Below are 17716 nucleotides of genomic sequence, written 5' to 3'. Positions count from 1 at the left end.
CAGGAGGAAGGCAACTTCATATGAACAATCCCGATATACGCCGGATCGAACGTGAGACTCTCGCCCGATGGAAACATGCGTTTGAGCCCGACCCGACCGATGGTGAAAAATTTTACCTGACTGTTGCGTATCCCTACCCGAGCGGAGCGATGCATGTAGGGCACGGAAGAACTTATATCGCGCCCGATGTCATTGCCCGGTTCTGGAGGATGCGGGGTAGGACGGTACTCTATCCCATGGCTTTCCATGTCACTGGAGCACCAGTGATAGGTATTTCAAAGAGAATTGCCCGTGGTGATCCAAAGGCACTGTCACTTTATCGCGATCTTTACAAGGTTCCGGACGACGTGCTCGCCCGGTTCATTGATCCCCTCGCCATCGTGCGCCATTTCTCGGACGAGTACCAGCGGGTCATGGCTTCATGTGGGATTTCCATCGACTGGCGGCGACGGTTCACTACGGTGGACCCCCAGTACAGCAGGTTCATCGAGTGGCAATGGAAGCACCTGAAGGAGGGCAACCATGTGCTCAAGGGAGCCCATCCAGTGCGGTTCTGCCCGCAGTGCGATAATCCTGTCGGAGACCATGACCTGCTGGAAGGCGACAAGGCCGAGATCCTCCGTTTCACCATGGTGATGTTTGCCTGGAACGGTGCGATCATCCCCACTGCGACGCTGCGACCAGAGACGATTTACGGCGTCACCAACCTCTGGGTCAATCCCGAAGTGACTTACGTCCGGATTCTCCTGGATGGGTCACCCTGGATCGTGAGCCGGGAAGCCGCAGAGAAACTCTCGTTCCAGGACCATACCGTTGAGATTACCGGTGAGATTCCGGGAGCCGAGCTGATCGATCAGACTGTCTCGCACCCTCTCTGCGGAACCGTCCCGATCCTTCCGGCACGGTTTGTCGATCCGGACATGGCAAGCGGGGTTGTCATGAGTGTCCCTGCCCACGCCCCTTTCGATTATATCGCACTCCGCGATCTCCAGGCACGGGGAAAATATACCGAAATCGAGCCGATCCCCCTGATCGTTGTGCCCGGATATGGCAGGTTGCCTGCCAGGGATGCTGTTGAGCGGGCCGGAATCGTAAGTCAGGATGATCCGCGGATGGAGGCCCTCACCCAGGAAGTGTACGGAGCAGAATTCACTCGTGGCCGTTTGTTTGACCAGTATGGCGGGAGTCCTGTCCGGGAGGCCCGGGATTCGGTTGCCTCCCTGATGACGGAGCGCTATGGATCCCTGCCGTTTTACGAATTCGATACCCGCTCTGTGGTCTGCCGTTGTGGCTCAAAGGTCGTGGTCAAGATCCTGCACGACCAGTGGTTCCTCCAGTATAGTGACCCGGCATGGAAGGAGCAGGTGACCGCCCTCATCGAGCGGATGGATCTTGTTCCTCCCGAAGTACGGGCGGAATTCGAGCGGACCGTTGACTGGCTCAAGGACTGGGCTTGCACCAGGCGCGTTGGTCTGGGCACCCGCCTGCCATGGGATCCTGACTGGTTGATCGAGCCCCTTTCGGACTCAACAGTGTACATGGCGTATTACACCATCGCCCATCACCTGAAGACCATGTCTGCGGAGTTGCTTTCCCCCGAGGTCTTTGACTTTATCTTCCTTGGGAAGGAGACTCCGGGACTCCCTGAGCGGGAGAAACTCGACCTCATGCGCAGAGAGTTCCTCTTCTGGTATCCCTACAATTTCCGGTTCTCTGCAAAGGATCTCATCTCGAACCACATGACCTTCCAGCTCTTCCACCACGTGGCTATCTTTCCCGAGCCATGCCTGCCCCGGGGCATGGTTGTCTTCGGTATGGGGCTCCTCAACGGTGCAAAGATGTCCTCTTCCAAGGGCAACGTCTTCCTGCTAGAAGATGCCGTTGAGGAGTTCGGCGCCGATACGGTCCGGATGTTCCTGGTGGGAAGCGCTGAGCCCTGGCAGGATTTTGACTGGAGAAACGAACTGGTCGCGTCAACACGAAAGCAGATTGACCGGTTCATGGGCACGGTTATTGAATGCCAATCTGGGCAGGAGAGCCTGGAGGGGCTCGACCGGTGGCTGGAGAGCCGGCTGCAGGGTCACATCGCGAAGACAACAGAAGCACTTGAACGGTTCCAGACCCGCCAGGCCCTCCAGGAAGCATTCTTCGCGATCGAATCGGACCTCAAGTGGTACATGAGGAGACTGCCCCCGGGTTCTTCCGGAAGCGCGGTCCTTGAGGATCTCTTCTCGGTATGGGTGCGGCTGCTTGCACCGTTTATCCCCTTCACCTGCGAGTTCCTCTGGAAAGAGATCGGGGGAGCGGGGCTCGTCTCCTATGCTCCATGGCCGGTTGCCGATCCCCGGGCGATCAACAGCCAGGCCGAGCTTTCTGAAGAGCTTCTGGCCCGGACGGTTGAGGACATCGAGTCCATCCTGAAGATCATCCAGCTTACACCCTCGGCAATAACGATTTATACGGCACCTTCATGGAAGAAAAAGGTCTTTTCCACGGTGGCCGCAGCAGAAGACAGAACCGCGGTGATCAGGGAGATCATGGGAGATGCAGAGATGAGGAAGAGAGGAAAAGAAGTGCCCGACGTGGTGCGGCAATGCACCACGCTCATCCACCGGCTGCCGCCCCAGGTCGTCGCCGAGCTTTCCAGGGAGATACCCGATGAACTGGCCATCTTTTCGGCTGCCACCGGTTTCCTTTCAAAGGAATTCTCGGTCCCGGTATCTGTCTGTGAGGCCGGTGAAAGCTCGCATGCAAAGGCCGCGTTCGCTCTCCCTTTCAAGCCGGCAATCGTGATAGAATAAGGGGTCAGTCCTCCTTTTCCACAGCCTTTGCCTTTTTCACACGTTCCTTGGTGGTGTATCCCGTGGTAATATCGAGATACCTCCGGAATCTCCGGTTTGTATCGAGTATGACCTCGTCGCTGGAACCGGAGTCCGATTCTGTGTGCACGATGAGCGTTTTTCCTGTCTTTCCAACTGAGACGTCAAGCAACTTGAGAGCGCCGTATCTGATCTGGTAGTGGTCGCCAGCTGTGCGGACCTCTGCATCGAAGCACTCCCGTAGGGCATCGACCATCCGGGAACCGAGATCGCTGGTCATTCCCCTCTTTACCGGATATTCTTGCATAATACTTTTTTAGATAGAGGGGATATGTTAAGATAATGTCGCCGGATGCCAGTCCTGATATCAGGATCTTCTCCCGTCCTTTGAGCCATGAGGGCTCGTCTGTTCTCATGGGATTTCCCGGGAGCGGCCTCGTTGGGAGCATCGCCCTCCAATACATGGTCGAACAGCTAGAATTCCCGCAGATCGGGAGTATGAACAGCAAGTATTTCCCTCCGCTTGCCATGATGAACCGGGGGGTCATCAACGTCCCGGTCCGCATCTACGAGAAGAAAAATATTGCAGCCATTGTTGCCGATATTCCCATCCACCCAATGATCTGCTACGAAGTGGCAAACGGCATCATGGACTGGCTGATGCCATACAAGGTTAGGGAAGTGGTCACCATCGCTGGTATCATCACGAACGAACCCGAAAAGCGGGTCTTTGGTGTGGCGACATCCGATGAGGCATTGCCGAGGATCCAGGAGAACACCATTATCCTTCCCATCGGCAGCATATCAGGGATCGCCAGCAGCATCCTCACCGAGTGCAAGATCAGGAACATCCATGCCTATGGACTCCTCGGTGAGACCATCAATTCACCCGATCCCCGCGCCTCAGCATCTGCAATCGAGGTGCTGAACCGGATGTTTGACCTCGGGCTTGATGTTCAGCCACTGCTCGAACAGGCAGAAGAGATCGAGTCGACCATGCAGAAGCTCTCCGAACAGGTGCAGTCGGCGGAGACTATGCCAAAGAAAGAACAACTCCCGATGTACGGATGAGAGCCATGAACTGCTACGCACTGACCAGTATCTCCCCCGAAATAATCCGGGAGCTCCAGCGGGGGAAAGCACGGACCGTTGAATTGCAGAGTACCCACAACGTAATCACTCTGGCCGGGCTTGAGCCGGGAACAGCGGTTTTCATGACATCGGAGAACCTTGAAGACCTGACGCCGGGCGACACCGGCATCATTGTCGAACTCATCTCAATCAGCATCACCATGAAGCGGATCATGGAGTTCACCCAGGGGTTACACTACGAAGAACGGGAACGGATGTCTGCCCGCATTAAGATCAGGTGTATCGGTTCCTCAATGGTGAAGAATGTCATCCATGAAACCTTGATCCGGCCCGTTTCTGTCGAAGTAGTCAAGTCTGCGTGCTATCACGCGCTCTGACCCAACGATACTTTTTTTGTAGAAGGTTCGCGGTGTCCGTCCTGTTCCGATAGTTAATATGGGTAAAGCGCCCACAGTATGGGGTGCGAGGGCCTGTGGCTTAGCCAGGATAGAGCGCCGGGCTTCTAACCCGGACGTCGGGGGTTCGAATCCCTCCAGGCCCGTTCCTCTTTCGGGTGGATATGAAATCCAGACTCCGGTGCACCCTCTCGCCATTCTGGTATATTATCGTAATAAGACAAATTCGTGGAGATAATTTTTGGGGACTATCAGGTTTTTCATAACGCTATCTTTACAGGAAAGTTATCCGGATATATGATTCAGCCTGGCTTCGGAAGGCATCCAGCGGTTCTTACTCCTCTCTCCTGAGAACCTCTTCTGCCATATCCCTCACGTAGTTATTTTCATCGTTCAACATGGCCTCGATGGTATGTTTCGAACCCGCTGGGCCGATCGCTCCAAGACTTTTCACCGCCATATACCGGACATGGTCCTTTTCATCCGATAATAACCCGATGAGCGGGCCTACTGCCGTCCGCTCCTTTATCATTCCCAGCGCTTCAGCAGCCCTGTACCTGACCTTCCAGTCAGGATCGCGAAGCAGTTCGATCAATCGTCCGGATGCCGGTTCCCCGATATCGGCCAGTGCCCGGGCCGCCTGGGCGCGTACCGCCTTTTCAGGATCCCGGAGGGCGCGTGTGAAGAGCTCGGCACAGGCCGGGTTCCGGGTCATCGCCAGAAGGTAGACGGCATGTCTCCGGGTCAGCGAATCCTCGGAAGTCTGGACACGGACGGCGAGGCTTTTCATTACCTCTCTCATGAGTGGGTCGGTATCCGGGAGGTTGCTCATGCTCATGGGGTTTCAATCCCTGGAACAATAAATTAGGATGGTTTGAAGAGGCAGACACTTCATTTTGTCAGACCTGTCCAGATGAGGAAAAACACGAATCCGATAAGTACCGTGGTAACAGGAATGGAGGGTCCTGCTCCTATCAAGAGGGATAAGTCCAAAGAGTGTCAGAAGAAATCCAAGGCCGATGATAGGCCCTTCGCTCCTTACCCAAAGACCGGACAGTCAAATATTCCATCTCCCTCATTCATTGTCCGCTCCTTCACGCCCACGGTAGTTCATATCCCGCCTTCACCCTAATTCTTTCTAACGTTGTACATTTACGTATATCAATATCAGGTTTATCCGTATGGGAAGTCGTTTTCCATCATTATTACAACAATCTAACTTTGAATTAAGATCCTGTGAAAGAAATAACTCTGTTTCTTATGATCCACGAAAGGATATCCCCGGGGGTTACAGGGTTCGGGGTGTTTCTTTCGACTTAGACGGCTTTTTAATCTGGTTTAGCATTCCTGCCTTAAAATACACGATATATCCGTCACCGCCGTTCAATGATGCCACGGGTGATGGAGTTTCATCAGGAATACCTTTAATAGTTCATAATTTATCATGCACAGTGCTGACATGCACCACGTCCGAGGGGGTAAATGACATGTCATACATGGATATTGAAAACCTGTCGATGGATGAATTACTGAAGCTTCTCCGCCACCGGGAGATCGAAATACGGTGGAGAGCTGCACGGGCATTGGGAAGCTGTGGTGGGGATGCGGTGAATCCACTGATCGCCCGATTGTATGACGACGACCAAAATGTCAGGATGCTCTCCATCTGGTCTCTCGGGAGAATCGGGGATAAACGCGCCATCGGGCCGATATCACGGGCACTTCATGATCCTGATACAATGATCCAGATAGCAAGTGAAGGAGCCTTGAGCCGCCTTCGGAGATCATAAAAAACCTGCATGAAACACACCGAAGCGATGAAAAACTTAACTTGTCCAGGATCCTTTCCCCCCTCCCAGGATTACCGTTCAACGAATCGTTGCAGAACTTTTTTTGAATGAAACAGTCCTCAAACCAATACCATGCTATCTTGCACCATTGGATCCCAAATGTGCACTTGAATTGAAATCGAATTGCCAGAAAGGATAACGATAAAAGCGTAAAAATGATCGTACTTTGAGGAGAATTACATAATTTGAAGAAAAAATGCATCCCCAAATTATTGCAGACCGAAGAAACCAAAAATGGTTGTTTTTAGAACTGGTATTGACCATCCCTCCTCTTACCGAATCCACGGGGGATTGACTCAATTTCTGCTTCTGCTGCTCTCGAATTGTTGGTTAAAACCAAGTTACCCGGATTGTTGAGGGAACCGATCTTTCAAAAAAAAAGGAAATCCGGGAACCTGACTTCCCAGATTTTCATGACAGATGAGCTGTCTTCAAGGGAGATTGGCAAGAGGCCTGCACTTTCGTGCAGCAGCGGTCCCTGGTTTGTGGTGAGGAATGAAGCGGGAACCAGTCCGCACCGTTCCTCCACCCTTCATTCTCCCTTGAAGTGTCCCGACACCGGTTTTCAGCGACTTTTCACGTCTTTCAGTTTGATATCGATCCCGAACTTCTCGGCATTCCGGTCGGCGATAGCTTGGATCTTGGCGATCTCGGTATCGTTCCGTTTCGGTTTGAAGAGGTGGCGGAACCGTTTCTGCTCTGTTAAGTATGCCTCGACTGGTTTTCGGACCACCTTCTTGACCTTCGTAACCTTCCCCTCTTCCATCTCGAAGTTCACCCAGAGACCGGTCTCAATGGCAAGCTTTCCTATGGCGATGGTCTTTTCCGCTTCAAACCCCCACCCGGTGCAGCAGGGGGCATGGATCTGGACATAGCAGGGGCCCGGGGTGTTGACTGCTTTTTCGATCTTCTTCTTGAGGTCCGGTGGATAGGCGATGGAGGCCGTCGCTACGTAGGGAGCGCCGTGGTTGGCCATGATTGCCGGGAGATCCTTCTTGGGGCGCGGGTTGCCGTACGAACACTTCCCGGCCGGGCTTGTGGTGGTGCTGGCATCGTAGGGAGTCGCCCCCGAACGCTGGATCCCTGTATTCATGTAGGCTTCGTTGTCATAGCAGATGTAGGTGAAATCGTGTCCTCTCTCGAAGGCGCCTGATATACAGAGGATGCCAATATCGAAGGTCGCCCCGTCACCCCCCAGAGCGATGACTTTTTCCTTCCTCCCCTGCTTCTTCAGCGCTGCAACGATGCCAGACGCCACTGCCGAGTTGTTCTCAAAGAGTGAGTGTATCCAGGGCACGTTCCATGCCGTCTCGGGATAGGGGGTCGAGAAGACCTCCATGCAGCCGGTCGAAGAGACGATGATGGTATCCTTACCTGCGGCCTCGAGGATGAAACGCGCCGCCATGGCAGCCGCACAGCCACCGCAGGCACGGTGGCCGGGATCGAAAAGCACGCAGGCTGCTTCATCGCCCTTCATTTTAGCACCTCCTCTCGGAGACCATAGAAGATGTCCCCCACTCCGGCCTCCGCCTTGGAGACAACCGCTGCAATATCCTTCTTCCTCACATCGCGACCGCCGAGCGCTATGATATAGTCGAAAACCGGCACCTGCGACCCGTAAAGGGCATCGCGAATCTCGAGAGCTACCGCGCCTTTGGATCCGAGTGATATGTTCTTATCGAGGACCGCGACCGTGCTGACACCGGCAAGGGCTTTCTGCACTTCCTTTTTGGGGAACGGGCGGAAGGCCCGGATCTTGAGCAGGCCCACCTTCTTTCCGGCATTCCGCATCTCGTCGATTGCATCCTTCACCGTCCCGCAGATCGAGCCCATGGCAACGATGGCACAGTCTGCATCATCGAGCCGGTACGCCTCTGTAAGCCCGGTGTAGTCCCTTCCAAACATTTCGGAAAATACCTTTCCCGCCTCGGGAATGACACTCCGGGCCTGGTGCATAGCCTGATCGATGACATACCTGAACTCCATATAGTAGTCCGGTGCTGCAAACAGCCCGAAACTGATCGGATCGGAGGCATCAAGGCGGTGGTAGGGATTGAACGGCGGCAGATAGCTGTCGGCCTGTTCCCTGGTGAGCATGTCCACCGGCTCGTAGGTATGGGAGAGGATGAAACCGTCAAAACAGACAAAGGCGGGAAGGAGTATGCGATGGTCCTCTGCGACACGGTAGGCTATGTAATGGAGATCAGCGGCTTCCTGATTGTCTTCGGCATACAGCTGCATCCACCCGGAATCGCGGAGCGAGATCGAGTCCTGCTGGTCATTCCAAATTGAGAGCGGTGCACCCATCGCCCGGTTCACAATAGACATCACCACTGGAAATCGCATGCCCGCACAGTTGAAGCATACTTCAAACATCAGGGCCAGGCCCTGGGAAGTGGTGGCGGAATAGACACGTGAGCCGGCAGCGCTCGCCCCAAGGCATGCCGAGAGCGCTGAAAACTCGCTCTCAACGGTCATGTATTCGGCATCAATACTGCAGTCGGCAACCATATCGGCAAGAGCCTCGACGATGTGGGTCTGGGGGGTGATGGGGTAGGCGGCGATGACCTCGGGACGGCAAAGGCCTACAGATCTTGCCACGGCATGTGATCCTTCCATGATCTCGAGCATGCTACTTCTCCTCCTTTTTCATCTCGATAGCCTCTGAAGGGCATTCTTCTGCACAGAGCCCGCAGCCTTTGCAATAATCGTAATCCGGAATCGGTAGTCCCTCCTCGTTCTCCCGGATGCACCCCTCAGGGCAGATGATCGTGCACATCCCGCACATCGTGCATTTATCGGAGATGAACTCGGGGCGGAACACCCGCCAGCTGCCGGTCTTGTTCTCCCGGGACTTCCCGGGCCGGGCCGTGCATCCCAGTCCGAGAGCCATATCAGGACGCCCCCTTTACAAACCGGTATGCCTCTTTTGCTGCAGCAATATTCTTTTCGGCGAGATCGCCTTTGAATCTTCTCCGGACCGCATCCTCGAGGGCCCCGAGCTCGATCTCCCCGCTTGCGGCTGCAAACGCCCCCATGAGCGTGGTGTTGGTGATGGGGACCCCAAGCGTCCGGAGTGCGATCGAGGTCGCATCAATCGTGATGACCCTCACCCCCTTTGGAAACGGGTAGGTGAGAGCCTTCTCGGTATTGATGATCGCAACACCCCCCTCCTTCAACCCCTGGAAAACATTTACGTCCCGGATGAGGGAGCTGTCCTGGACGATGACATAGTCGGGTTCATAGATCTGGCTCCGGAGCCTTATCTTCTTGTTGTCGAACCGAACAAAAGCCTGCACCGGTGCACCCCTGCGTTCGACACCGAACGCCGGAAAAGCCTGGGCAAACATCCCGCCCTCGAAGGCGGCGACCGCGATCAGCTCGGCTGCGGTGACCGAACCCTGACCGCCCCTACCATGGATACGAAGCTCTCTCAAGAAAATCCCAGTATAATTTTACATGATTAATAATAAAGAACTTGGCAATCGTTAACTGTAGGGTGTCACGATTGGTGTCCGTTTTGTTGGCAGAGTTTTGCCTGATTGTTAGAGTCTTTCAGTCTTTATTGAAATTGTTTTTCTCGCAGTAGACTGATGCAGGGTCGTCCAGTTCAGGATTTCCTGCTTGCGCCAGTTGTTGTAGCGGTGATCGAACCGCCGGGCTTCCCAGGCAGGATATTTCTCCTTGATCCGGATGATTCGTTGTTCCAATGAGAGGATATGGTATGCGGTGATCGTTTTGACCAAGGAGGCATTTGACTCCCGGTACAGGTCATGCCAGGGGCGATGATAATAAAAAAATCTACAGATTAACACCGATCCCGAGAATATCTTTCTTCCCTCCAAACACATCCCGTGCGATGGCGCAAAGTCCGCGGGAGGCGCACCACTCGTCATACACGGCAACCGGTTTTTGTAAGAGGGATTCAACCTCCTCGGCTATGCAGGGTGCAAGGGACCCGGCAATCGCCACCCCGGCAGAGGGGGCAAGCAGGAGGAGTGCCGCGCATTCCATGGCGGTAAACAGGGCTACCGTGCGGTAGCGTTCACCCGGCGGGAGGGTGTGGTTCACCCCCGCCCTGAGGAACGCCCCGTTGGCGGTTATCTTCCCGGCATCTATCGACCGGATTGCCTCCACGTCAAGCGCACCGTGCTCGAGCCCTGGTGCAAAGATACAGGCATCGAGAGCGCCAATGATCCTCCCTCCTGATACCAGCACGGTTACAGTATTTGATGAGGCGTCAGACACCACGAAATCTTCGCCAAGGTCTCTGGAAACAAGGTAGGCAATACCGATCTTTTCCGGGCTTGCCTGGTGCGAATAAGCCTTGAACCGGACATCGGTAGGGGAGCCCCGGTGGAGGCCGGGGACTGCCACGGCAGGAAGCCCGCTCTGCCGGACCTGGTCGAAAACGCAGGTCCCGCCCCCGATATGCTTGCCGGCCCCCTCGCGGCTGATGACTCCACGCTCATCGAGTTCCTGCACCCGGGTGATCGTCGCGAACGCATCTCCCATGGAATAGGTCAGCGCTATGCCTTCGATTCGGTTGAGAGGGCACAACCGGGCAAGGGACTGCCACCGGAACTCCCTGGCCTCCTCCCTGGTTATCTTGAAGCAAGACTCCCCCGAGGAAAACCGGATTGCGGATGTCCCGTGATCAATGCCTATGAACATCTGTACTTTCCCCTTGGTATGCCTCTCTTTTTACCGTTGTGATCAGATCACCCGCTTTTACGTGACAACAGGGAACCTTCGCAGGGTGAGCTCTAAAAAGACTATGATTAGCACCCCAGCCGCACCCGGTATCCAGAGGGTAGAAACGGTTCCTCCGGCCGAAACGATCTGATCAACTACCATCCTCATCGATCCGAGCATAAGCCCCGTCAGGAAGGCAAGCGCCTGAGTATGGTATGTGCGGAGCAGTGCTTTCAGGATCCGGCTCATGGTGAGGAGCCCGGCGGCACCCCCTGCAATATATACGATGAGGGGTGCGAGATCGAGGGTGGCAATCGCCGCCAGGAGGTATGTATACTGGTTCATGAGGTGGGTTATGTATGCCCCGGAAATTCCCGGCAGGATCATGGCACACAGGGCGATGAACCCGGTGATGAAGAGCACCGGAAGGGAGTGGCCGAGCGCAGCCTGGTCAATTCCGCCGATACCGTAGCCCTCGGCCACCCGAGCCCAACCCAGGCAACCGCGATAACCGCATCTGCCTTCTCGATCCGGTAGGAGATGATCAGGGACGAAGCGATGATCAGGCCGAAAAAGAAGGCAAAGTTCTCGGCAGGAAAGGTCAGCATGAGCGAGAGGATGACCCCGGACATGGCCAGCAGTCCCAAGCCTGCTCCTGCCACGAGCACCCTAAGAAATACCCGGTCAATCCTGCCGAACGCCTCGGTTGCCTCGGCCTTCCTGCCACGGAGCAGCGCGGTGAGCGGATCGGCGCTGATGCTGCCGATGGCCAAGACCAAGCGTTCATAAATCCCCGTTATCAGGGCGATGGTGCCGCCCGATACCCCGGGGATGATATCGCACATGCCCATGAGCAGGTCTTTGAGAAAGATCAGACTTCCTTGCGGGGCATCGATTCTCGAAACTACATAATGAGTATGACAAAGAGAGATTTTAATGATTAAGCACACAGTAAAAGGAGAAGAGCATGAAGGCAATCGTTACCGGTGGTGCAGGCTTTATCGGGTCTCATCTCGTTGATGCCCTCATCCGTCGGGGTGATGAGGTCACCATCATCGACAATCTTTCCACCGGTGCGCTCCGCCACATCGCAGGGCATATCGAATCCGGTGCGACCAGGTTCTGCCAGCAGGATCTCCTCAAGGATGGATGGCAGGAGGCATTCAGGGGTGCCGATCGGGTCTACCATATCGCAGCGGATCCCGATGTGCGGGCGAGCTCCGAAAACCCAGGACGGATCTATGCCCAGAATGTCACGGCTACCATCAGGGTGCTCGAAGCCATGCGGGAGTCCGGGTGCAACGAGGTTGCATTTACCTCAACTTCAACGGTGTATGGAGAGGCCGATATCATCCCGACCCCGGAGGAGTATCCACGCATGGAACCCATCTCGATTTACGGCGGCACGAAACTTGCCTGCGAAGCGATGATCTCCAGTTATGCCCATAGCTACGATTGGCGTTCCTGGGTATTCCGGTTTGCAAACATCATCGGCGAGCGGAGCAACCATGGCGTCATCTGGGATTTCATCCATAAGCTCCTCCAGGACCCCTGCACGCTGGAGATCCTCGGTGATGGGACACAGGCAAAGTCCTACTGTTCGGTTACAACCTGCGTTGACGCCGTGCTGTTTGCCGTAGAGCACACCAATGAGCCTTTTGCCTGTTTCAATATCGGGTCGGAGGACTGGATCGATGTGACCTCGATTGCATCCATCGTGGCCGGGGAGATGGGACTCCGGGACGTGGTCTTCCGTTACACGGGAGGCGACCGTGGCTGGGTGGGGGACGTGCCCCGTATGCTCCTGTCGGTTGAGAAGCTCAAGTCGCTTGGCTGGAGACCTATTGAGACGTCAGAGGAGGCAGTTCGTGCGGCCGCACGGGCCCTGATCCGGGAAACCGGCGTCCATCCCTGAACCCTCTGGGACGACAGATTGCAATGCAGAAGAAATACTTGGTCATTCTCGGCGACGGTATGGCGGATGAACCCCTCGACGAACTTGGCGGCAAGACCCCGCTCGAGTTTGCCCATACGCCGAACATGGACCGTATCGCCCACGACGGCTGCATGGGTCTGGTGCAGACCATACCGGACGGATTCGAACCCGGAAGCGATATCGCCAATCTCGGGCTGCTCGGCTACGATCCGCGCACCTTCTACACCGGAAGAGGCCCGCTCGAAGCGGCGAGCATGCAGATCGAGCTCGGCTCATCGGATATCGCTTACCGGTGCAACCTGGTCATGGTCCGCGATGGCATCATGGCCGATTTCTCGGCCGGCCACATCTCCAGCGCCGAGGGAAAAGAACTCCTTTCCTCGCTTGAAAACACCGTTCCCTCCGCAACGTTCTATCCGGGTATCAGCTACCGGAACCTGCTCGTCCTCCACGGTGGATCGGGTTCGCTCACCGTGCCGCCTCATGACATCGTGGGCAGGGAGATCGTCCCGTTCCTCCCGAGAGGTGGGGACGGTCCCGCCCTGATATCCTGCATGGAGAAGAGCAGGGAGATCTTCCGGGACCACCCGGTGAACCGGGCCCGGCTCGCAGCCGGCAAACTTCCCGCCACGCAGGTATGGCCGTGGAGCGGGGGAAAGAGCCCGTCACTTCCGTCCTTTCGGGAGAGGTTCGGGAAACGGGGCGGCATCATTTCTGCCGTCGACCTGCTCCAGGGTATTGCCCGGTGTGCAAAAATGGAAGTGATCGAAGTTCCCGGAGCGACAGGATATCTCGATACCGATTACCAGGCCAAGGCAAGGTATGCCCTATCGGCACTCGAGCACCTGGACTTCCTCTACGTGCACATCGAAGCTCCCGACGAAGCTGGTCACCTCGGGGATGTCCGCGAGAAGGTGCTTGCCATCGAGCGGGTCGACGCGATGATCGGGACAATCATGCAGGGCTTTGCCGGGATCATCGCTATCCTCCCCGATCATCCGACCCCGGTGCGGCTGAAGACACATACTACCGATCCGGTTCCTTTTGCCATACTTGGAAAGGGGCGGGACACCACCCGTACCTTCTCCGAGCGGGAAGCGGCGAGGGGGGGATATGGCACTATCACGGCAACCGAACTCCTCCCCCTCCTCTTCTCACCTTCCTGAAACAGGGATTTTTCTCTATCATAAACCATATCAGAGCGGCTGTCAAACTATGATCTCATGGGCACCCGGAAGAACCTCACCATAGGGGTCACGGTCAACCTCGAACACTATGAGAACCTCCGGCTCGAAGTGACCGGCGAGGTGGGCTCTGCTGAGGATGCCGGGGAACTGGCCGCATTCCTCGATGAGGTTCTCGGGAGATTCGGGCGGGGAGACCCGGTGACCGCCGGGAAGGTGGACTCCTATCGTACACGGGTTTTTCCAGCCCGGCATCCATCTCCTGTTGCCCCGACCCCGGAGGGGGGCGAACATGGTGGCCGCCCGAAAGGAGGGGGACATGGTCTTCCGGTGGATGGAGAGCCTCCGGAAGCTGCAACTGCTGCCCGGAATTCAACCAGTACGGCACCGGCTCCTGCACAGAACTCCGGAGAAATGCCCGCCTGTGAGATCTGCGGCAGCACAATGACTCCGGCCGAACAGAAGATGAGCCGGCTGTTCACGAGCCGTACCCTCTGCCGGGCGTGTCTTCGGGATTGTAAATAAAGTGGTGCACATAATGAAGAAGACTATCCTGATGTGGGATGAGACCCTGTTCCGCGATCCCGAGGTCTTTGAGATCGATTATGTCCCCGAGCAGTTCAATCACCGCGAGACGCAGATGAGGGAACTCGCGTTCCAGATACAGCCCGGCCTCCGGGGAGGTCGGCCTCTCAACAGCATCTGCCGCGGGCTCCCCGGTACGGGAAAAACCACCAGCGTCAGGAAACTCTTTGGGGAGATCGAGGAGTCTACCAGAAAACTGATCCCGGTATACATCAACTGCCAGATCGACAATACCAAGTTTGCCATATTTTCCCAGATATACCGCAAGCTGTCCGGCCATCTTCCCCCGGCATCGGGAACCTCGTTCAAGCAGGTATTCGATGCCATCGCCCGCCTCCTCCAGAAGGAAGAGGCCGTGCTGGTCGTCTGCCTTGATGATGCCAATTACCTCCTCTACGAGAACGAGATAAACAGGGTTCTCTATTCCCTGCTCAGGTCCCACGAAGCGTATCCTGGGACCCGGATCGGGGTCATTGTGATAATCAGCGATATGGATGTCGATCTCTCGCGGGCTGTTGACGCCCGGGTATCCTCGGTCTTCCGCCCTTCCGAGATTTACTTTCCCCCATACAGCGACGGAGAGGTCCGCACGATCATGCAGGAGCGGGTGATGCAGGGGCTGTATCCCGGATGCCTATCAGAGGAGATGTTTGATCTGATCGTTGAGCAGACGCAGAAATCGGGAGACCTGCGTGTGGGAATCGATCTGGTCAAGCGGGCGGCACTGAACGCTGAACGAAAGGCAAGCCGGACCATCGATCGCGATGATATCTGCAAGGCTTATAATGTTTCGCGATACCTGCACCTCGCCTCATCGGTCAAATCGCTTAACGAAGAGGAGAAAAGCCTGCTCCGCTCCATTGCAGGGCAAAGCATGCAGGATGCCGAGATGAATGCCGGTGAAGTCTACAAAGCGGTGAAAGAGACTATGCAAATCGGGTACACCAGGTTCTACGAGATCGTCAAGAAGCTTGATGCCATGCGCCTGATAAACCTGCATTACCGTGACGGGCGAGGGCGGACGCGTGTGATAAGCCTTCGGTACGACCCTGCAAAAATTCTTGAGAATCTAGGTTAAGGGTATTTAAAAACGAATCATTTGACAAATCTTATCTCTTCATCTGCCATTTTTATGTTTAAGGGGGTATTCCACGTGCTCAGTGTAAATGAATTAGCGCTTGAAATTTTTGAAAACCTCGCTGAATATGCCGAGGAATTTAACGCAGCCTATCACGAACTCGACAATGGGGCCCGGATCGTAGACTGCGGTGTCAGCACCCGGGGCGGGTATGCAGCGGGGAGGGCATTTACCGAGATCTGCATGGGTGGTCTTGGTGAAGTGAATTTCCGGATGGGACAGGTCGGGGAGTTCCCCGTTCCATTCATTGATGTATTCACCGATTTCCCATCGGTCTCCTGTCTCGGCGCCCAGAAAGCCGGATGGACGATCAAGCTGAATACGTATTTCGCGATGGGGAGCGGCCCGGCCCGGGCACTCTCGTTAAAACCGAAGCACACCTACGAAGTCATCGATTACGTAGATGACTTTGACTCGGCCATCATCGCCCTTGAAAGCGACCACCTCCCGAACGGGCAGGTCATGGAAAAGATTGCCGAGGATTGCGGGGTCGATGTCGCCAATGTCTGTGCCGTTGTGGCCCCCACATCCTCAATCGTCGGTTCCATCCAGGTCGCGGGACGGTGCGTCGAAACCGCTATTTACAAGCTGAATGAACTCCATTTTGATACGCGCAAGGTCATCTCGGGTTTCGGGACCGCCCCCATCCCACCGGTCAGGGGACCAAAGAATGCAATGGGCGTCACGAACGATGCAACCATCTATCATGGACGAATCATGCTGACCATGAAAGCTCCCGATATCAAGGATTACCTGGAGAAGATCCCGAGCTGCAAGTCAAAGGGATATGGGAAGCCTTTCAACGAGATCTTCAAAGCAGCAGGGTATGACTTCTACAAGATCGATACTTCGCTTTTCTCTCCGGCCGAAGTTATCATCAACGAGGTCTCCGAAGGGGCAGTATATCACACCGGGAAGATCAACCCGGAGGTCACTCTCAGGTCATTCGGGCTCATCTGATGACCCCTCCTTCCTTTACCTGATGAACGGGCATAGTTCCGAAACAGCCCGGGCCGCATGGGAACGGGAATACCTTGCGAAAGGGAGGCTCTACGGCGGAGCGCCCCGGGAACTGCCCTCCCTCCTTCCCGGGTCACGGGTTCTTGAGGCCGGGTGCGGAGATGGCAAGACGCTTGCTGCGATGGTCCCGCTGGGCTGGAAGATCATTGCCCTCGACTTTTCCCGCTCCGCCCTCGACCTTTCCAGGAACAATCCTCACCTGGGTGCCCTTGACTATATCCTGGCCGATGCTGCGGCACTGCCCTTCAGGGACAGGATCTTCGATGCCGTGTTCCTCAACCACATCGCTGGCCATGTACCGGAACCTGTCCGGGCGATGATTGCCGCCGAATCGTTCCGGGTCCTGCAACGGGGCGGCAGGCTCTTTTTCAGAGGGTTTTCTGTTGACGACTTCCGGGCAGGCACAGGGATCGCGATTGGACATTCAACCCGGGTCAAAGGAGATGGTATCCTGACACACTACTTTACCAGAGACGAGGTGATCCATCTCTTCTCATCCCTTAGCCCGATCTCTGTCTCCGAAGAGCGGTGGTCCCTGAAGATACAGGATAAGATTATGCCACGGGTTGAGATTGCAGGAGAGTTTATACGGGAGTGATCCGTTCCCGGCCGACTGTGCAAAGTCAACAATCTTAATATCTCGCCCATCGAATTCGTATAGTCTTTCCGGGCTCGTGGTCTAGTTGGTTATGACGTCGCCCTTACACGGCGGAGGTCAGGAGTTCGAATCTCCTCGAGCCCATGGTCCATCGCTTAATGGTGTTCCCGGGATCCAGGTCCTCGATTGCATGGGGCACCTGTTCTTCCAGCAACGCTTCATGGAATGGGGGAAAGACCGCGAGCGCCATCAGAGCAATCACTTAAGTGCCTGGTGCGGCACCCCCCCCAGTTTTATGAAAAATTTTATGTCGTTTTATGCGTTCATCCAAAAATCTGGACATGGGAGGGGTTGGGACTGCAGAAGGAGGAGAAAACAAAGGTTTTTCAAATCCTAGAGATAAT

At 55.5% G+C, this 17716-nt stretch carries 18 protein-coding genes, 2 tRNA genes and 1 pseudogene; 12 read left to right on the top strand and 9 right to left on the bottom strand.

Going from position 1 to position 17716, the window contains the following annotated elements; translation table 11 throughout:
• Window positions 1–20 precede the first annotated feature (20 nt).
• Window positions 21–2801, top strand: coding sequence for a leucine--tRNA ligase (gene leuS / locus IPI71_06340; GenBank protein QQR70308.1), 2781 nt, complete (start codon window positions 21–23; stop codon window positions 2799–2801).
• Window positions 2802–2805: 4 nt separating this feature from the next.
• On the opposite strand, the gene IPI71_06335 is transcribed toward leuS, so the two are convergent.
• Window positions 2806–3126, bottom strand: coding sequence for a DUF5611 family protein (locus IPI71_06335; protein ID QQR70307.1), 321 nt, complete (start codon window positions 3124–3126; stop codon window positions 2806–2808).
• Window positions 3127–3161: 35 nt separating this feature from the next.
• On the opposite strand from IPI71_06335, the gene IPI71_06330 reads away from it, so the two are divergent.
• The 3 genes from IPI71_06330 (at window position 3162) to IPI71_06320 (ending at window position 4452) form a co-directional block, all read left to right on the top strand.
• Window positions 3162–3890 (top strand): proteasome assembly chaperone family protein, encoded by a 729-nt coding sequence (locus IPI71_06330; protein QQR70306.1) that lies wholly within the window; start codon window positions 3162–3164, stop codon window positions 3888–3890.
• Window positions 3891–3895: 5 nt separating this feature from the next.
• Window positions 3896–4288: a DUF473 domain-containing protein gene (locus IPI71_06325; GenBank protein QQR70305.1), complete on the top strand. Its 393-nt coding sequence runs from the start codon at window positions 3896–3898 to the stop codon at window positions 4286–4288.
• 89 nt (window positions 4289–4377) lie between these two features.
• A tRNA-Arg gene (locus tag IPI71_06320) sits at window positions 4378–4452 on the top strand.
• Between the two features lie 188 nt (window positions 4453–4640).
• On the opposite strand, the gene IPI71_06315 is transcribed toward IPI71_06320, so the two are convergent.
• A complete protein-coding gene (locus tag IPI71_06315; protein ID QQR70304.1) occupies window positions 4641–5096 on the bottom strand; it encodes a HEAT repeat domain-containing protein in 456 nt (151 codons plus the stop codon).
• A gap of 697 nt (window positions 5097–5793) precedes the next feature.
• On the opposite strand from IPI71_06315, the gene IPI71_06310 reads away from it, so the two are divergent.
• The gene (locus IPI71_06310; GenBank protein QQR70303.1) at window positions 5794–6096 is read left to right on the top strand and encodes a HEAT repeat domain-containing protein; all 303 of its coding nucleotides are present in this window, start codon (window positions 5794–5796) and stop codon (window positions 6094–6096) included.
• A gap of 625 nt (window positions 6097–6721) precedes the next feature.
• On the opposite strand, the gene IPI71_06305 is transcribed toward IPI71_06310, so the two are convergent.
• The 7 genes and pseudogenes from IPI71_06305 to IPI71_06275 all read right to left on the bottom strand — a co-directional run bounded on the left by IPI71_06305 (window position 6722) and on the right by IPI71_06275 (window position 11702).
• Window positions 6722–7633, bottom strand: coding sequence for a pyruvate ferredoxin oxidoreductase (locus tag IPI71_06305; GenBank protein QQR70302.1), 912 nt, complete (start codon window positions 7631–7633; stop codon window positions 6722–6724).
• Entirely contained in the window at window positions 7630–8787 is a 1158-nt protein-coding gene (gene porA / locus IPI71_06300; GenBank protein ID QQR70301.1) for a pyruvate ferredoxin oxidoreductase, read from the bottom strand. Before porA ends, IPI71_06305 begins: the two co-directional genes overlap by 4 nt.
• A 1-nt stretch (window position 8788) precedes the next feature.
• Entirely contained in the window at window positions 8789–9049 is a 261-nt protein-coding gene (locus IPI71_06295; protein QQR70300.1) for a 4Fe-4S binding protein, read from the bottom strand.
• Window position 9050: 1 nt separating this feature from the next.
• Complete coding sequence (locus IPI71_06290; protein QQR70299.1) at window positions 9051–9593, bottom strand: pyruvate ferredoxin oxidoreductase subunit gamma; 543 nt, start codon at window positions 9591–9593, stop codon at window positions 9051–9053.
• 108 nt (window positions 9594–9701) lie between these two features.
• Window positions 9702–9902 (bottom strand): hypothetical protein, encoded by a 201-nt coding sequence (locus IPI71_06285; GenBank protein ID QQR70298.1) that lies wholly within the window; start codon window positions 9900–9902, stop codon window positions 9702–9704.
• 55 nt (window positions 9903–9957) lie between these two features.
• Window positions 9958–10830 (bottom strand): methanogenesis marker 12 protein, encoded by an 873-nt coding sequence (locus tag IPI71_06280; protein QQR70297.1) that lies wholly within the window; start codon window positions 10828–10830, stop codon window positions 9958–9960.
• A 57-nt stretch (window positions 10831–10887) separates the two neighbouring features.
• Window positions 10888–11702 (bottom strand): annotated as a pseudogene (locus tag IPI71_06275) (DUF368 domain-containing protein).
• A 116-nt stretch (window positions 11703–11818) separates the two neighbouring features.
• On the opposite strand from IPI71_06275, the gene IPI71_06270 reads away from it, so the two are divergent.
• The 7 genes from IPI71_06270 (at window position 11819) to IPI71_06240 (ending at window position 17456) form a co-directional block, all read left to right on the top strand.
• The gene (locus IPI71_06270; protein QQR70296.1) at window positions 11819–12766 is read left to right on the top strand and encodes an NAD-dependent epimerase/dehydratase family protein; all 948 of its coding nucleotides are present in this window, start codon (window positions 11819–11821) and stop codon (window positions 12764–12766) included.
• Between the two features lie 23 nt (window positions 12767–12789).
• A complete protein-coding gene (locus IPI71_06265; protein ID QQR70295.1) occupies window positions 12790–13953 on the top strand; it encodes a cofactor-independent phosphoglycerate mutase in 1164 nt (387 codons plus the stop codon).
• 57 nt (window positions 13954–14010) lie between these two features.
• The gene (locus IPI71_06260; GenBank protein QQR70294.1) at window positions 14011–14496 is read left to right on the top strand and encodes a hypothetical protein; all 486 of its coding nucleotides are present in this window, start codon (window positions 14011–14013) and stop codon (window positions 14494–14496) included.
• 13 nt (window positions 14497–14509) lie between these two features.
• The gene (locus tag IPI71_06255) at window positions 14510–15634 is read left to right on the top strand and encodes an ORC1-type DNA replication protein (protein QQR70293.1); all 1125 of its coding nucleotides are present in this window, start codon (window positions 14510–14512) and stop codon (window positions 15632–15634) included.
• A gap of 75 nt (window positions 15635–15709) precedes the next feature.
• On the top strand, window positions 15710–16654 hold the full coding sequence (gene mch / locus IPI71_06250) for a methenyltetrahydromethanopterin cyclohydrolase (GenBank protein ID QQR70292.1): 945 nt from the start codon (window positions 15710–15712) through the stop codon (window positions 16652–16654).
• A gap of 22 nt (window positions 16655–16676) precedes the next feature.
• A complete protein-coding gene (locus IPI71_06245) occupies window positions 16677–17312 on the top strand; it encodes a class I SAM-dependent methyltransferase (protein ID QQR70291.1) in 636 nt (211 codons plus the stop codon).
• Between the two features lie 70 nt (window positions 17313–17382).
• A tRNA-Val gene (locus IPI71_06240) sits at window positions 17383–17456 on the top strand.
• Window positions 17457–17716 lie beyond the last annotated feature (260 nt).

The organism is Methanolinea sp., assembly GCA_016699325.1.
Taxonomy (GTDB): Archaea; Halobacteriota; Methanomicrobia; order Methanomicrobiales; family Methanospirillaceae; genus UBA9949.
The sequence above is the reverse complement of the archived record's forward strand: the minus strand, read 5'-3'. Positions and strand labels throughout refer to the sequence as shown.

Bases quoted from the DNA above. Each gene is read 5' to 3' on its own strand.
- IPI71_06315 (QQR70304.1), bottom strand. From the start codon at position 5,096: ATGAAAAGCCTCGCCGTCCGTGTCCAGACTTCCGAGGATTCGCTGACC.
- IPI71_06295 (QQR70300.1), bottom strand. From the start codon at position 9,049: ATGGCTCTCGGACTGGGATGCACGGCCCGGCCCGGGAAGTCCCGGGAG.
- IPI71_06335 (QQR70307.1), bottom strand. From the start codon at position 3,126: ATGCAAGAATATCCGGTAAAGAGGGGAATGACCAGCGATCTCGGTTCC.
- IPI71_06260 (QQR70294.1), top strand. From the start codon at position 14,011: ATGGGCACCCGGAAGAACCTCACCATAGGGGTCACGGTCAACCTCGAA.
- IPI71_06265 (QQR70295.1), top strand. From the start codon at position 12,790: ATGCAGAAGAAATACTTGGTCATTCTCGGCGACGGTATGGCGGATGAA.
- IPI71_06245 (QQR70291.1), top strand. From the start codon at position 16,677: ATGAACGGGCATAGTTCCGAAACAGCCCGGGCCGCATGGGAACGGGAA.
- leuS (QQR70308.1), top strand. From the start codon at position 21: ATGAACAATCCCGATATACGCCGGATCGAACGTGAGACTCTCGCCCGA.
- IPI71_06280 (QQR70297.1), bottom strand. From the start codon at position 10,830: ATGTTCATAGGCATTGATCACGGGACATCCGCAATCCGGTTTTCCTCG.
- IPI71_06255 (QQR70293.1), top strand. From the start codon at position 14,510: ATGAAGAAGACTATCCTGATGTGGGATGAGACCCTGTTCCGCGATCCC.
- porA (QQR70301.1), bottom strand. From the start codon at position 8,787: ATGCTCGAGATCATGGAAGGATCACATGCCGTGGCAAGATCTGTAGGC.
- IPI71_06310 (QQR70303.1), top strand. From the start codon at position 5,794: ATGTCATACATGGATATTGAAAACCTGTCGATGGATGAATTACTGAAG.
- IPI71_06270 (QQR70296.1), top strand. From the start codon at position 11,819: ATGAAGGCAATCGTTACCGGTGGTGCAGGCTTTATCGGGTCTCATCTC.
- IPI71_06330 (QQR70306.1), top strand. From the start codon at position 3,162: ATGTCGCCGGATGCCAGTCCTGATATCAGGATCTTCTCCCGTCCTTTG.
- IPI71_06325 (QQR70305.1), top strand. From the start codon at position 3,896: ATGAACTGCTACGCACTGACCAGTATCTCCCCCGAAATAATCCGGGAG.
- IPI71_06305 (QQR70302.1), bottom strand. From the start codon at position 7,633: ATGAAGGGCGATGAAGCAGCCTGCGTGCTTTTCGATCCCGGCCACCGT.